The organism is Tistrella arctica (genome assembly GCF_039630945.1).
Classification (GTDB): domain Bacteria; phylum Pseudomonadota; class Alphaproteobacteria; order Tistrellales; family Tistrellaceae; genus Tistrella; species Tistrella bauzanensis.
Window position 1 is genome coordinate 241,824 of record NZ_JBBKTV010000005.1, and the last position, 14,407, is coordinate 256,230.

The following is a 14,407-nucleotide window of genomic DNA, read 5'->3' on the forward strand; positions in this document are numbered from 1 at the left end:
AGGATGAACCCCATGGCCACGCAATCGCCAACAGATGCAGGCGCCGACCGCTTCTTCCCGCAGGAAGCACAGGTGGCGGGATACACACCCCGGGGGCATAGCGGCACCGTCAACCGCCGGCTGGTGTCGGCGGATACCGGCGCCACCCATCTGGAGGTGCTGATCGGCACCATCGAGCCGGGCCAGGGCGCCACGCCGCATTACCACCCGGGGATCGAGCAGTTCTGCTGGATGCTCGACGGCCATGCCCGGGTCGAGGTCGGCGGGTTCACCCGCGAGATCGGCCCCGGCCAGTCGTGCTTCTTCCCCGCCGACATGCCGCACACCTTCATCGCCATCGGCGACGAGCCGGTGCGGGTGCTGATCGCCTATGGCCCGCCCTATGGCGAGGGCGCCCGGGTCGAGTGCTGACAGACACCCGAACGAACGACACAAGGGAGGACAAACAAGAATGACACCCGCATTCCGCATCCTGGGCTGCCTCGCGGCGCTGACGGTCACCGCCGCACCGGCGCTGGCACAAGAGGTGACGCTGAAGATCGCCGACAGCCTGCCGGCCGATCACATCATCACCCGCAACACGACCAACCTGTTCATCGAGACGGTGAAACAGGAACTGGGCGACCGGATCGCCTTCGAGCACTACCCGGCCCAGCAACTGGCCAAGGCCAAGGACATGCTGGCCATCACCCAGGCCGGCATCGCCGATATCGGCTATATCGTGCCGTCCTATGTGTCGGAGAAGATGCCGCTTGGCGGTGTCGTCGAGCTTCCGGGCGAGATCGCGTCATCCTGCGAGGGCTCGCTGGCCTTTGCCGAACTCGTGCGTCCGGGCGGCAAACTCGACACGCTCGAATTCAGGCCCAACGGCGTGCGGGTGCTCTATAACGTGGCGCTGTCGCCCTATCAGGCGGTGTTCTCGAAGCGCGCCGGCGTGGGGTCGCTTGGCGACATCGCCGGCAAGAAGATCCGCTCCAACCCCGGCGCGATGGAATTATCGCTGCAGGCGATCGGCGGCGTCCCGGTGCGGATGACCCCGCCCGAGATCTTCGATGCCATGACCAAGGGCACGATCGACGGGGCGCTTCTGCCCTTCACCTCGACCTATTCCTATGGTCTCGACGAGATTGTCGGCTCGGCCACGCGCGGCGCCAATTTCGGAACCGTCGGCATCACCTATTCCATCTCGCAGAAGAAGTGGGACAGCCTGCCCGCCGACATGCAGGACGTGCTGACCCGGGCCGGGCGCGCGGTGACGGAAAGCGCCTGCAAAGCCTTCGATCAGGCCGAGGGTGAACTGGCCGACAAGCTCGCCGCCGGCGGCGCCGATGTCTTCACGCTGAGCGCCGACGACAAGACCCGTCTGAACAACGGCTTCTCCAGCGTGGCCGACCACTGGGCAAAGGCGCTGGACGCCCGCGGCAAGAAGGGCAGCGAGATCCTCGCCGACTTCCGTGCCGAAGTCGCCGCACTGCGCAAGCAGGGCAACTGACCCGGACGGCGGCGGCTCCATGGCCGCCGCCGATCCACTGACAAGGAGGCGATATGCTGGATCTTCTGAAGGGCGTCCGGGTGGTCGAGCTGTCGACCATCGTCCTCGGGCCGATGGCCGGTCAGATTCTCGCCGATTTCGGTGCCGAGGTCGTCAAGGTCGAGGCACCTGAAGGCGATCTGGCGCGCTATGTCGATCCGCGCGCCGATACCGGCGAAAGCGCTATGTTCGTCAACTGCAACCGCAACAAGCGCAGCATCGCCATCGACCTGAAGACCGCGGAAGGCCGCGAGGTGCTGCGGCGGCTCGTGGCCAGGGCCGATGTCTTCCTGCACAATATGCGCCTGGCGGCCATCGACCGCCTGGGCTTCGGCCCGGCCGAGATGTGCGCGCTCAACCCCCGCCTGATCTATTGCTCGGCGATCGGCTTCGGCAGCCGGGGGCCCTATGCGGCACGGCCCGCCTATGACGACGTGATCCAGGCGGCATCCGGCATTGCCGGGCTGCCGGTCCATATCGGCGGCGAGCCCGCCTATGTCCCCGGGGTCATCGCCGACAAGATCGCCGCCCTCTATGCGGCCAACGCGATCGCGATGGCGCTGTATGGCCGCCGCGACAGCGGCCGGGGCGTCGAGATCGAGGTGCCGATGTTCGAGGTGCTGAGCGCCTTCGTCATGACCGAGCATCTTGCCGCCGCCAGCTTTTCCGAGACGGCGGCCCCCGGCTATCAGCGCCTGCTGAACCGGCAGCGCCGGCCGTTCCAGACAGCCGATGGCTGGCTTGCCGTGCTGCCCTATACCGAGGCGCATTGGCGGCGGACCTTCGCCGAACTCGGCCAGGACGACGTCGTCCGGCAGCCCTGGTTCGCCGATGCGACCGACCGCTCCCGCCATGCGGCCCAGATGTATGAAGTGCTCGCCGCAGCCATGCTCACGCGCAGCACCGACGACTGGATCGCGACCTTCCAGCGGCTCGACGTGCCCCATTCGCGGGTCAGTTCGCTGCAGGATCTGCTGACCGACCCGCATCTCGCGGCGGTGGGTTTCTTCCAGCCGACCGACCCGCTCCCAGCCCGCGTCCGGTCGGTCCCCCAGCCCGTCACCATGCGCGGCATAAACCTGGCCGCAGACCAGGCACCGCCGGAACTGGGCGCGGATACCGGCGCCCTGATGACCGAACTGGGCTATGCTGCCGCCGATACCCGCGATCTGGCCGCGCGCGGCATCGTGCGGCTCGCCAGCACCATTGCGGAGATCTGACACCATGGCCGGCCTCTGGCTTGAAGAGTTCGTGCCCGGCACCGTCATCCGGCACGCCATCACCCGCACGATCACCGAGGCCGACAATGTCGGCTTCTCGGTGCAGACCATGAACCCGCAGCCGCTGCATATAGACCGCCATTTCGCGGCGGCGAGCGAATGGGGCCGGCCGCTGGTCAATTCCCTGCTCACTTTGGGCATGATGATCGGCATCTCGGTGCACGAGACCACGCTCGGCACCACGCTGGGCAATCTGGGGATGACCGATGTGCGGTTTCCCCACCCGCTGTTTCACGGCGACACGATCCGGGTCGAGACCACGATCATCTCGGCGCGGCCCTCGCGGTCGCGGCCCGGACAGGGGATCGTGGACTTCGACCACCGCGCCTACAATCAGGATGGCATATTGGTTGCCAGTTGCCGGCGCACCGGTCTGATGCGCGCGCGACCCGACGATGGAGCGATGTGATGAGATCATGGCTGTTCGTACCGGCGGACCGGCCGTCGATGATCGCGAAAGCGCGCCGCGCCGGCGCCGATGCCGTGATCATCGATCTGGAGGATTCCGTGGCCCCGGAGGCCAAGCCCGGGGCCCGTGATGCCTGCCGCGCGGCGCTCGACATGGAACGGGATGGCGTTCAGCTGTGGGTGCGGATCAATGCGCTGACAAGCGGGCTGGCGGAAGCGGATATCGCCGCCGTCATGGCCGGCCGGCCCGACGGGCTGGTTCTGCCCAAGGCGCTGGGCGGGGCCTGCATTCAACAACTGGCGACATTGACCGACGCTGTGGGCGCGGCCTGCCCGCCGGTTCTGGCCATCGCCACGGAAACCGCGTCCGCCCTGTTCGGGCTGGGCAGCTATGGCGGGCTCGGCAACACCCTTGCCGGCCTCGCCTGGGGTGCCGAAGACCTTTCGGCCGATCTTGGCAGCGCCACATCCCGTGACGGCGACGGCCGGCTGACCGGCCCCTATGCCCTGGCCCGCAACCTGATGCTGGCCGGCGCCGTTGCCGCCGGTGTCCAGCCGGTCGACACGGTCTGGACCGATATCCGCGATCTGGCCGGACTGGAAGCCGAATGCCTTGCCGCACAGCGCGATGGCTTCACCGGCAAGATGGCCATCCACCCGGCGCAGGTGCCGGTCATCAACCGCTGCTTCACGCCGTCTGCCGAGGATATCGCCATGGCGCGCCGGATCGTCGATGCGTTTCGCAACGCGCCCGGCAGCGGCGTCGTGGCGCTCGATGGCCGCATGGTCGACGTGCCCCATCTCAAGCGGTCTGAGCGCATCCTTGCGCGGGCCGCCGCATTCGGCGCCGGATGACGCAGCCGCCCCGGCCTCGCCCGGTCATCCTTCCATCGCCGTCGATCGCCGCACCCTGATTTCGATACGGCGGCGTTCCTTGACGTCGCCGGTGCTGGTGCCATCGGCCAGATGATCGCCGGGCATGATCGCCTGTCCGGCCGACAATGGCAGGATGGTCAGCCCCTTCAGTCGCGGATCGGCCTTCAGGATATCCACCACCGATGCCGCGCGCGCCATGCCGAGCCCGGCATTGTCGCCGGGCTGCAACTGGCCCGGCTGCGCGCGCGCCTGCAGGACCGGCAGCAGCGTGCGATCCAGGTTCGAGACGCCCCGGCCCATGGTCTGTTCGTCGGTATGACCGATGACCTCGATCACATCCACCCGATAGCGGCTGGTGAGGTCGAGCAACTGTTTCACCACATCGCCTTGCAGCATCGCCTGGAAGTCCGGCGCGATCCGGGCGCTGCCGATCGCGAAGGAATAGCCTCCGGCCTCGCTCAGATTGATGATCGGCGGCCAGCGGTGTTCGCCGTCGCCCGACCGCTCGGCGGCGGCGGTTCGGGCCGCGCGCGCCTCGGCCGCCAGTGACGCCATCTCGTCGGGTGTCATGCCGGTAAGGTCATGCGCCGCGCGCGCGGCATCGAGGGCCGCGGCCTCGGCCAGTTGCCCGACCATCGCGGCCGGGCTGGTGCCGGCCTCTGCCGCCGGCGCCAATGCCTGCCAATAGGGGGCGGCCCGCGCGGCCTCGCTCACCGTCAGCCCGGTCTGCGCGAACTGCCGGGCCGCGGCCGCGGCCCGGGTCACCTCCTGCCAGTCGGCCGGGATTTCGGGGCGGGTGTTCAGCATCTGGGTCATCACCTGCGCCTCGGCCAGCAGACGCTCGCGCTCGACCCGCGCCTCGGCCAGATCGTCGCGCATCCGGGCAATGGTGCGGGCATCGCGCGCGAACACCGCCGATGCCACGATGATCAGACAGAACACCAGCAGCAGCATGATCTCGGCCATGGTGAGACCCAGCACGATGCCACGGCGATAGGATGCGGCGTTGCTCCGCACCGCACCATCGGATGGGCCGCCATCGGATGGGCCACCATGGGAGAAGCCGGCATTACTGCGCCGCATCATCGGCCGCCCTTTCGGCCTGCAGGGTGTCCAACCGGCCGCGCACGTTCTGGATGGTTTCGAACATGGCGACCGTCTCGGCCGACTGGCTGTCGGCCCGCGCCGCCAGCGCCACCACGCGCTGCGACGTCGCCTGCATCACGGCGGCCACCTCGCGCAGCAGGGCGTCACGCGCATCGTCGCGGGCGGCATCGCGCGCCCGATCGGCGGCTGTGGTGGCAGCCAGCCCCGACACCGCGCCCATGATGCGTGCGGCCTCGGCCTCGTGGCGGCGGGCCTGGGTCTCGCTTTGCGTATTCAGGGCGGTCAACGCCGCGGCGGTCTGGCCCAATGTGGCCTCCAGCCGGCTGATCAGCGCGTCGCGGTCCTCGTCGCGCCGGGCGACATCCGCATCGCGGGCGGCGGTCTGGGCGTCGCTGCGCGCCAGAACCGTCGCCAGCGCCTCGGTATTCTCGCGCGTGCTGGCCCCCACCGACCGGGCCGCGGCGGCAAGTGCCTCCACCGCCGGCTCCAGCCGGATCTGGATCACCTGTTCCGGGGTCTGCATCGCGGTCAGCCGCTCGGCGGTCGCGGCAAGCGACGACGACACCCGCCCGGCATTGGCCGACAGCCCGTCGGTATCGTCGGCCAGCTTGCGCGCGGCACCGCCCAGCGTGTCGGACACCCGGGTGGTCAGCGTGTCGAGCGTGGCGCGCGACGATTGCGAGGCGGCCTCCAGCGGCTGGGCCACGCGCTGGCTGGTCTCGGTAATCTCGGCCAGCAGGCGCTCGGAAACCGTGCGGGTGGTGGTGAGGATCTCGTCGAAGCCTTCCGCCATCACCTGTTCGGTGGCACGGCGGAAATGCGACAACTCGCGCACCGTGTCGTCGAGTTCGCGGCGCAGCCGGCGGGCGGCGTTGGACATCTCGATGCGCGCCACATGCTCCACCTCCACCGGGTCCGGCCGCATCTGGTTGAACATCACCCGCAGCAGCACCCCGGCGATGGTCGAGCCCAGAGCGATGCCGAAATTGCGGATGATGTCATCGGCCGAGCCATCGGCCGTGAACTGATAGAGCGACACGCCAAGACTGGTGAGCGTGAACAGGAAGCCCATGTAATACAGGTTGTCGCCCGCCTGATCGCTGCGCAGCCGCAGCCGCCGGAACGCGATCAGGCAGCCGGCATAGATCAGCATCATCGCGACCGGCAGGCCGGTCACCAGAACCGGCCCCAGCATCAGCAGCTTGGCCGTGCCGATGAAGCCCATGCCGGCGATCACGAACAACCCGAAGACGACCGGCCCGGTCAGGGTCTCGGTGCGATGCCCCGCCATTCACCCGGCTCCCTGCAATTTGCGCGCCCGCGTGAAACTGCCGCCATTCTCGGTCACCCATCGGGCCCAGAATTCGACATGGGCGACGCTGTCGATCCGTGCCGTCGCCCGCTCCAGATAGAACAGGGTCACCGCAGCGTCGGTCAGATCGGTGCGATAGCGGCGATGGGCCGGAGAAGCCGCGAAGCGGCTGAACGACAGATCGCCGCGATATTGTGAATAAGACGGCGTGTTCTCGATCATGTCCGACACCACGACCAGGGTCTTGGGCAGATCCTTCACCGCCCGGCCGGTGAAGCTGTCGACGGCGATCTGCTGGATGGTGGCCATGATCGGCGACACAGCACCCTCCACCGGCGCCAGGCTCTTGTCGAGCGCGGCCGCAAGCGGCGTCTCGAACGCGGCGACCCAGCGCTTGCGGGCCATCGCCGGATTGGCTGTCCACTCATCCAGACCACTGCCGTCACCCGGATTGCAGCGGCTGAACAGCAAGCGGCTTTCGGCCGCCTCCGGCACCAGAACCCGCAGATCCACCCGGCCATGTTCCGGGGCGGTGGTGGCGATGTCCGACAGATGCACCAGCACCTCGCGCCGGGTGATGTCGGGCAGCGGGTCGGAACTGTCGATCAGGATCACGGTGATCGCGCGCGGCCCGTCGACCGGGCACAGGGTCACCGGGTCCAGATCGGGCCGCGGCGTGCTGGTCGCCCAAAGATAGGCGCCGCCCCCCAGGATTCCGCATACCGCCAGGGTCACCACGGCAAGCCCGATCAGGCCGCCGACATCACGGGCGGCGCCACGCCGTCTACGCCGCCGTGCCATCTTCGGCCTCCCGCACCAGGGTATCGAGCTGGCGATACTTCTCCACCGCCTGTGTGAAGGCATCGTTGATCTCGACGATGCCCGCCTCCAGCACCTGCTGGGCGCTGCGGATCGCCGCGTTCAACGCCTCGCGATCGGTCTCATCCAACCTTGAAATCGTGGCCGGGATCCGCTGAAGCCCGAAGCCCTCGGCAAACCGCGCTGGTGGCGGTGTCGTGCGCGCCGCCTGATTGGCGGTGCGATAGATCCGGAGCAGCGCGGTGCCGGCGGCATCCAGGGTAACCTGTGATTGCTCGAACAGGCTTTGCAGACGCTGGCGGCTGGCGATGATGGTGTCGTAATCCTTGCGCCGCTCCGACAGGTCGCGGCTCACCTCGCCCAGCCTCTCGCCATAGCCCTTCCGGATATCATCGAGGGCGTCGATCAGATCGATCTTGCGGCTGGTATAGGCGGCACGGGCCGTATCCAGGCGGGTCTGGACGCCATCATAACCCGGGTAGGGATCGCGGAACTGCCAGCCGTCGGCGAAGGCCGCGATCGAGAACAGCAGGCCGATGCCGAACAGGATCCATGACTGGATGTCGCCCATCACAAACGGCGCCTCGATCAGTCGCCGCATCACCTCGCGTCCGGCGCCATCCGTCAGCATCTCCGCCGCTTCTCGGTAATGGGCCAGCGCCAGATTGATCACCGCCGCGAGTATCACATACAGCAGCAACGCCAGAACGCCGACGATCTTGACGGCGCCATGGCGATGCGCCAGACGCGACACCCCCCAATACGCCAGAAAGAAGGCGACACCGATGTTCAACGCCGCGAACACCAGGGCCTGAAGGGCGCCACCCAGCAACCCCGCCTGATTGCCGGCCGCGAGGAAGCTGCCATTGGCGATCGTCTCGATCAGCAGCAGCAACACGATCACCGCGATCGACAGGCCGCGACGCAGGGGCGTGTGCACCCGCGCCACCCGTTTCAACCCATGGCGGGATCGGAAGTCGTCGCGCTCAGCCTCGGTCTCGCGCAGATGGCGGCGCAGGCCGTGAAGCTCGTCCAGCCCCTTGGCCGCCTCGGCACGGAATTCCGACAGACATTCCGGCGCGGCCAGCCGGATCTCGTTGAAGCGGTCCTCGAAGGCCAGCCCGCCCAGCCGCTCGGAATAGGTGTGAAGCTGTTCCTCATAGATCTCAAAAGCGCGGTTGTTCTGGGCGCTGACCTCCTCGGCCACCCGCGCCTCCATGTCGTCAGGAACCAGACTGTCGGTCGGGGGCTGGTCGGCGGCGCCTCGTGTCCGCCCCTCCGCCTCCAGGCGCAATTCGGTCGCGACACGGGTCACGTCGAGCGACGGGAAAACCTGCAGCGAAGGTCGATTGACATGCACCGGCCGGTGCAGGGTGCCGGTCAAACGGCTCAATGCCGACTTCAGCATGTATGACAGCCCATCATTGCCAGGAAGGAGGCCTGTGCCGCATCCGGCAACCCGGTAGCGAATGCGCCCAGGCGCTGCATTATATGTCGGCGAATTCGCTGCGATACAGCAATCTTAAGTCGCATGTCATGACATATATTTCATGTTATGGATGTAGACGTGACGGTCGAAAGGCCGGCTCTGCCCCGCATGCGGCGGTCGGTTCCTTGCCTGCTCCCACAGGATCGCTGCAATGACAGGCCGCATTTCGGTATACCAATTCTTGAACAAAGTGAGGTCGAAGGACGGCCTGCCGGCGCACAAAATTTCTTTTGCGGCGCACAACGGCACGTTTCTGATCCGCCGCCCAGACCGCGACATGTCCCTCTGAAATAAACAGGACGCAAACCGCCGCCTGAATTGGCGAAACATGCGGCCGAAACCTCGGAATCGATGTCGAACGCAGCGCGCTGGTTTCGGTGTTGCCACCGCGCGGCGGTTTGGTTACTTAGGTCCGAAGCCTTCCAGGGAGGGCATGGATCGGCCCGGTGCTGGGGGAGAAATGATGCACCGCAAGCCTGTCCGATCATGTAACGGCTGGACGCGCGAAACCTGAGCGCGCAGCATTCCATCAGGGGCAACCGTCGCCCGCCGTCCGGCCCCCGCGGGACGATGCGGCGACATGCGGCCAACTTCGACATATGGAAGCGATGTCGGCCTTGATTTCCGTACAAAACCTCGTGAAGCGCTTCGGGGGCCTTGCGGCCGTCGATGACTGCTCGCTCGACGTGCCGAAAGGTTCCGTGACCGGCCTGATCGGGCCCAATGGTGCCGGCAAGAGCACGCTGTTCAATATCATCGCCGGTGCCCTGCCGCCGACCAGCGGCCGCGTGCTGCTGGAAGGCCGCGACATCACCGGCATGAAGCCGCACCGGCTGTTCGACATGGGCGTGGTGCGCACCTTCCAGATCCCGCATGAGCTGGGCCGGATGACGGTGCTCGAAAACCTGATGATGGTGCCGCCGAATCAGGCGGGCGAAAGCCTGATCGCCGCCTGGACCGCCTGGGGCCGGGTGAAGCGACAGGATGCCGTCATCCGCCGCAAGGCGATGGAGGTGCTCGACGTCCTGGAGATCACCCATGTTGCCGGCGAGCTGGCGGCCAACCTGTCCGGCGGACAGAAGAAGCTGCTGGAACTGGGCCGCACCATGATGGTCGACGACTGCAAGCTGGTGCTGCTGGATGAACCGGGGGCCGGCGTCAACCGCACCCTGCTGGTCAAGCTGGCCGATGTCATCCGCACGCTCAACCGCGAGCGCGGCATGACCTTCTGCATCATCGAGCATGACATGGACCTGGTGGCTGAACTGTGCGATCCGGTGATCGTGATGGCGCAGGGCACCGTGCTGACCCAGGGGACCATGGCCGAGATCCGCGCCAACCAGACGGTTCTGGATGCGTATCTGGGATCGGCCGGTGATCCGGAAGCCTTCCGCCGCAAGGCGTGACGCACACGCAGTCGAACGAGGAACAGAATGGCTCTGCTCGAAGTCGAGGGCGTCCGCGGCGGCTATGGCGAAGTGGACATCCTGAACGGCATCAACATGCGGGTGGATGAGGGCGAGATCGTCGTCATCATCGGCCCCAACGGTGCCGGCAAGTCGACGGCCATGAAGGCGGTGTTCGGTCTGGTGAAGATCCGCCAGGGCCATGTCCGCTTTCAGGGCACCGATATCACCAATCTGCGGCCCGACCGCATCGTCCATCACGGCATGTGCTATGTGCCGCAGGAAAACAATGTTTTCCCGACCCTGACGGTTCAGGAAAACCTGGAAATGGGCGCCTTCATCCGCCGCGATGACATCCGCCCGACCATGGAACGGATCTATGACCTGTTCCCGGTGATGCGCGAAAAGCGCCGCCAGCCGGCGGGTTCCCTGTCGGGCGGTCAACGCCAGATGGTGGCGATGGGCCGGGCGCTGATGCTTGAACCCAAGCTGCTGCTGCTGGACGAACCGACCGCGGGTCTCGCACCCGCCATCATTGACCAGATGTTTCAGAACATCATCAAGATCAACAAACTGGGCGTCGGCATCCTGATGGTCGAGCAGAACGCCAAGCAGGCCCTGGCCATGTCGCATCGCGGCTATGTTCTGGTTCAGGGTCGCGACCGCTTCACCGACACCGGGTCGGCCTTGCTCGACAATCGCGAGGTGGCCGAGATGTTCCTGGGCGGAGGTCAGGCAGAATGACCGATCTTATTCAGCTCACCATCTATGGCATTGTTCTGGGCAGCATCTTCGCGCTGGGCGCGGTTGGCTTGTCTCTGATCTATGCCATCCTGCGCTTCCCACATTTCGCCCATGGCGACTTCATGACCCTGGGCGCCTATATCTCTTTAGGCATCGTCACCACCTTCGGCATACCGCCGATCATCGCCCTGCCCTTCGGCGCCGCGGGCGCGGTGTTGTTCGCGATCGCCATCGACCAGACCATCTATCGCCGGTTGCGCAAGACCCAGCCGGTCATCCTGCTGATCTCGTCGGTCGGCACCGCTCTGATCCTGCGGGCGTTGTTGCAGATGGTGTTCGGCTCGGAAACCCAGGTCTATCAGTCGGGCATCCAGATGCCCTATCGCTTCGGCGACTTCCGGATCAAGCCGGCGCATTTCATGATCGTCGGCATTGCCGCGGCCCTGGTGCTGGCGCTGCATCTGTTTCTGCAGAAGACCCGGGTCGGCAAGGCGATGCGCGCGATGAGCGACAACCGCGATCTGGCGCAGGTCACCGGCATCTCGGTCGACCGGATCGTGGTCTGGACCTGGGGCATCGGCATCGCGCTGGCGGCCACCGCCGGCGTGCTGCTGGGCATGGACACCCGCCTGCACCCGACCATGGGCTGGAACATCCTGCTGCCGGTGTTCGCGGCCGCCATTCTGGGCGGCATCGGCAGCCCTTACGGCGCCATCGCCGGCGGGCTGGTGATCGGCATCGTGCAGGAATGGTCGACCACCTTCATATCGCCGGCCTATAAGCCGGCGGTCGCCTTCGCCATCATGGTTCTGATGCTGCTGGTCCGCCCGACCGGCCTGTTCTCGGGGAGGAAGGTCTGATGGAAATGGGGGGCCTTACCACCTATGCGGTCTTCTTCCTTACCTCGGTTGGTATCTACGCCATCGTCTGTCTGGCGCTCAACGTGCAATGGGGGCTGTCGGGACAGTTCAATTTCGGCATCGTCGCCTTCTATGCGCTGGGCGCCTATACCTCGGCGATCCTGACCGGCCCACCCAGCAGCACCTATCTGGGCGGCTTCGGGCTGCCCCTGCCGGTCGGGCTGATCGGCGGCATGATCGTGGCCGGGCTGCTCGGCCTGTTCATCGGGCTGATCTGTCTCAATCTGCGGGCCGATTATCTGGCCATCGCCACCATCGGCATCGCCGAGATCGTCCGCCTGTTCCTGAAGAACGAGGCCTGGCTGACCAATGGCGTGCGCGGCGTGCCCGGTATTCCGCGGCCATTCTTCGACAGCGGCTATTTCGAGCTGGGTTATCTGGCACTGGTTCTGGTGCTGGTGGTGGTGGTCTATCTGCTGATCGAACGCGCCCGCCTGTCGCCCTGGGGCCGGGTGTTGCGGGCGATCCGCGAGAATGAGGACACGGCGGCGGCCGCCGGCAAGAACGTCGTCGGTTTCCGCATCCAGGCCTTCGTGTTCGGCGCGGCGCTGATGGGGCTGGCCGGCGGGCTCTATGCTCATTTCATCGGCTTCATCAGTTCGGAAGCCTTCATGCCGGAAGTCGGCACCTTCCTGGTCTGGGTGATGCTGATCGCTGGCGGCAGCGGCAACAACCGCGGTGCCATCCTTGGCGCCTTCGCGATCTGGGTGTTGTGGTCGGGCAGCGAATTCGTCATCGGTCAGGTTCTGCCGGCCGGTCTGACGACCCAGGCCGGCGCCCTGCGCCTGCTGCTGATCGGCATTCTGTTGCAGGTGATCCTGCTGACCCGCCCCGCCGGCCTGCTGTCGGAAGAAGGCTTGTATCGTCGCGGCCGGACCGCGCAGGCGGACCCGAAATCGCATCGCCGCATGGTGCGCTGACCGGATCGCTGATCAAGAAAGCCAGGAACGGGGATGGCGATCGTGCCATCCCCGTTCCTGTTTCGGGATGCGCGCCGACCGCCGCGCATCCCTGCCATGGCATACCGGCGTTTGCAGGCGGCGGCGGAACCGGAAATCCTGTGGTCTCGTCGTTCCACCCACAGATCGAGACCGCGATGCATGCCGTTTCAGCCCGCCGCCCGCGTCTGCCCGCCATCATCGCCGGCCTGTTGTTGATCGCATCGTTGAGCGTGCGCGCGCTGCCGGAACTGGGCCTGCATCCCGGCGGGCTGACGGCGGAGGCGGCCACCGCCGCGGCGCTTGTCGTGGCGACGCTGGGGCTGTGGGCGACCGGGCTGCTGCCTGAAGCGGTCACCGCCCTCGGCTTCTTCACCATCGCGATGCTCACCGGGTTGGCACCACCCGAGGTGGTGTTCTCTGGGCTCACCTCCTCGGCCTTCTGGCTGATCTTCTCAGGGCTGGTGATCGGGGTCGCGGTGCGCCAGAGCGGGCTCGGCGCCTGTATCGCCGGCCATCTGGCCCGGCGGGTGGGCGGCACCTATCGCGGCGCATTGCTCGGCTGCCTGATCTTCGGGCTGGTCATGGCCTTCCTGATGCCCTCGGCCATGGGCCGGATCGTGCTGATCCTGCCGGTTCTGGCCGCTCTGGGCGAACATCTGGGCTTCACGGCCGGCACGCGCCGCCACACCGGCTTGATGCTGGCCGGGGTGATCGGCACCTTCCTGCCATCCTTCACCATCCTGCCCGCGAATGTGCCCAACAATGTGATGGTCGGCATCATCGAGGCGGCATCGGGGCCGGTGCCGACCTTCTCGTCCTATCTGGTGACGAATTTTCCAGTGCTCGGGCTGTTGAAGACGGTCGTGCTGGCCGGTGTGCTGCTGGCGCTCTATGGCCGCGACCGGGTGGCGATGGCCGGCCGCCCCGCGACCCCGGCGCCGATGACGCACGCGCAGCGCCGGCTGGCGGGCCTGCTGGGTCTGGCGCTGTGCTTCTGGATGACCGACGCGCTGCACCACATCTCGCCGGCCTGGATCAGCATGACGGTGGCGGTGATCTGCCTGATCCCGCGATCGGGCTTCCTGCCGCCGCGTGCCCTGCAGACGCTGAACATGGAACCGGTGTTCTATGCGGCCGGCATCATCGGCCTTGGCGCGCTGATCGTCCATGCCGGGCTCGGCGGCTGGCTGGCCGGCGTGCTGCTGGATGCGGCCGGGCTGGTGCCGGGTGAGGCGATCGGCAATTTCGCCCGGATGAGCGGGCTTGCCACCGCGATCGCCTTTGCAACCACCCTGTCCGGCGTGCCGGCGGTTCTCACGCCGCTCACCAGCGATCTCAGCGCCGCCACCGGGCTCAGCACCGCCGCCATCCTGGCGGCCCAGGTCGCGGGCTTCTCCACCGTCGTTCTGCCCTATCAGGCGCCGCCGCTGATGATGGCGATCCTGATCGGGCCGCTGCCGGCGCGGGATGTGGCGCGGCTGTGCCTGATCACCGCCGCCATCACCATCCTGGTCCTGTGGCCGTTACAGGCCTTGTGGCTGCGCCTGATCGGCGTGATCTGACGGGGCGCGGCC

At 66.8% G+C, this 14,407-nt stretch carries 14 protein-coding genes; 10 read left to right on the forward strand and 4 right to left on the reverse strand.

The features are described 5' to 3' along the window. Positions 1–12 precede the first annotated feature (12 nt). Genes WG924_RS12725 through WG924_RS12745 form a run of 5 tightly spaced genes read left to right on the forward strand, consistent with a single transcriptional unit; the run spans position 13 to position 4,074 of the window. A complete protein-coding gene (locus WG924_RS12725) occupies positions 13–411 on the forward strand; it encodes a cupin domain-containing protein (protein WP_345933418.1) in 399 nt (132 codons plus the stop codon). A 40-nt stretch (positions 412–451) separates the two neighbouring features. Then, positions 452–1,492 carry a TRAP transporter substrate-binding protein gene (locus WG924_RS12730; RefSeq protein WP_345933419.1) on the forward strand — a complete coding sequence of 347 codons (1,041 nt, stop codon included), beginning with the start codon at positions 452–454 and terminating at the stop codon, positions 1,490–1,492. Positions 1,493–1,545: 53 nt separating this feature from the next. Continuing rightward, the gene (locus tag WG924_RS12735) at positions 1,546–2,751 is read left to right on the forward strand and encodes a CaiB/BaiF CoA transferase family protein (RefSeq protein WP_345933420.1); all 1,206 of its coding nucleotides are present in this window, start codon (positions 1,546–1,548) and stop codon (positions 2,749–2,751) included. 4 nt (positions 2,752–2,755) lie between these two features. Further along, positions 2,756–3,220 (forward strand): MaoC family dehydratase, encoded by a 465-nt coding sequence (locus WG924_RS12740; RefSeq protein WP_345933421.1) that lies wholly within the window; start codon positions 2,756–2,758, stop codon positions 3,218–3,220. Then, positions 3,220–4,074, forward strand: a complete 855-nt coding sequence (locus WG924_RS12745; protein ID WP_345933422.1) for an HpcH/HpaI aldolase/citrate lyase family protein — start codon at positions 3,220–3,222, stop codon at positions 4,072–4,074. Before WG924_RS12740 ends, WG924_RS12745 begins: the two co-directional genes overlap by 1 nt. A gap of 24 nt (positions 4,075–4,098) precedes the next feature. On the opposite strand, the gene WG924_RS12750 is transcribed toward WG924_RS12745, so the two are convergent. From WG924_RS12750 to WG924_RS12765, 4 genes are read right to left on the reverse strand one after another with little or no spacing between them, the layout of a single operon-like run. Then, on the reverse strand, positions 4,099–5,181 hold the full coding sequence (locus tag WG924_RS12750) for an OmpA family protein (protein WP_345933423.1): 1,083 nt from the start codon (positions 5,179–5,181) through the stop codon (positions 4,099–4,101). Further along, positions 5,165–6,493, reverse strand: a complete 1,329-nt coding sequence (locus WG924_RS12755; RefSeq protein WP_345933424.1) for a coiled-coil domain-containing protein — start codon at positions 6,491–6,493, stop codon at positions 5,165–5,167. The genes WG924_RS12750 and WG924_RS12755 overlap by 17 nt, the downstream gene beginning before the upstream one ends. Further along, positions 6,494–7,315 (reverse strand): hypothetical protein, encoded by an 822-nt coding sequence (locus WG924_RS12760; RefSeq protein ID WP_345933425.1) that lies wholly within the window; start codon positions 7,313–7,315, stop codon positions 6,494–6,496. Next, positions 7,299–8,741 carry a hypothetical protein gene (locus WG924_RS12765; RefSeq protein ID WP_345933426.1) on the reverse strand — a complete coding sequence of 481 codons (1,443 nt, stop codon included), beginning with the start codon at positions 8,739–8,741 and terminating at the stop codon, positions 7,299–7,301. Before WG924_RS12765 ends, WG924_RS12760 begins: the two co-directional genes overlap by 17 nt. A gap of 698 nt (positions 8,742–9,439) precedes the next feature. Between WG924_RS12765 and WG924_RS12770 the strand changes: the two genes are divergently transcribed. The 5 genes from WG924_RS12770 (at position 9,440) to WG924_RS12790 (ending at position 14,395) form a co-directional block, all read left to right on the forward strand. Further along, positions 9,440–10,228 carry an ABC transporter ATP-binding protein gene (locus tag WG924_RS12770; RefSeq protein ID WP_345933655.1) on the forward strand — a complete coding sequence of 263 codons (789 nt, stop codon included), beginning with the start codon at positions 9,440–9,442 and terminating at the stop codon, positions 10,226–10,228. A 27-nt stretch (positions 10,229–10,255) separates the two neighbouring features. Then, the gene (locus WG924_RS12775; RefSeq protein ID WP_345933427.1) at positions 10,256–10,972 is read left to right on the forward strand and encodes an ABC transporter ATP-binding protein; all 717 of its coding nucleotides are present in this window, start codon (positions 10,256–10,258) and stop codon (positions 10,970–10,972) included. Further along, entirely contained in the window at positions 10,969–11,832 is an 864-nt protein-coding gene (locus tag WG924_RS12780) for a branched-chain amino acid ABC transporter permease (RefSeq protein WP_345933428.1), read from the forward strand. Before WG924_RS12775 ends, WG924_RS12780 begins: the two co-directional genes overlap by 4 nt. Continuing rightward, positions 11,832–12,812, forward strand: coding sequence for a branched-chain amino acid ABC transporter permease (locus WG924_RS12785; RefSeq protein ID WP_345933429.1), 981 nt, complete (start codon positions 11,832–11,834; stop codon positions 12,810–12,812). The genes WG924_RS12780 and WG924_RS12785 overlap by 1 nt, the downstream gene beginning before the upstream one ends. A 176-nt stretch (positions 12,813–12,988) precedes the next feature. Beyond that, positions 12,989–14,395 (forward strand): SLC13 family permease, encoded by a 1,407-nt coding sequence (locus tag WG924_RS12790; protein WP_345933430.1) that lies wholly within the window; start codon positions 12,989–12,991, stop codon positions 14,393–14,395. Positions 14,396–14,407 lie beyond the last annotated feature (12 nt).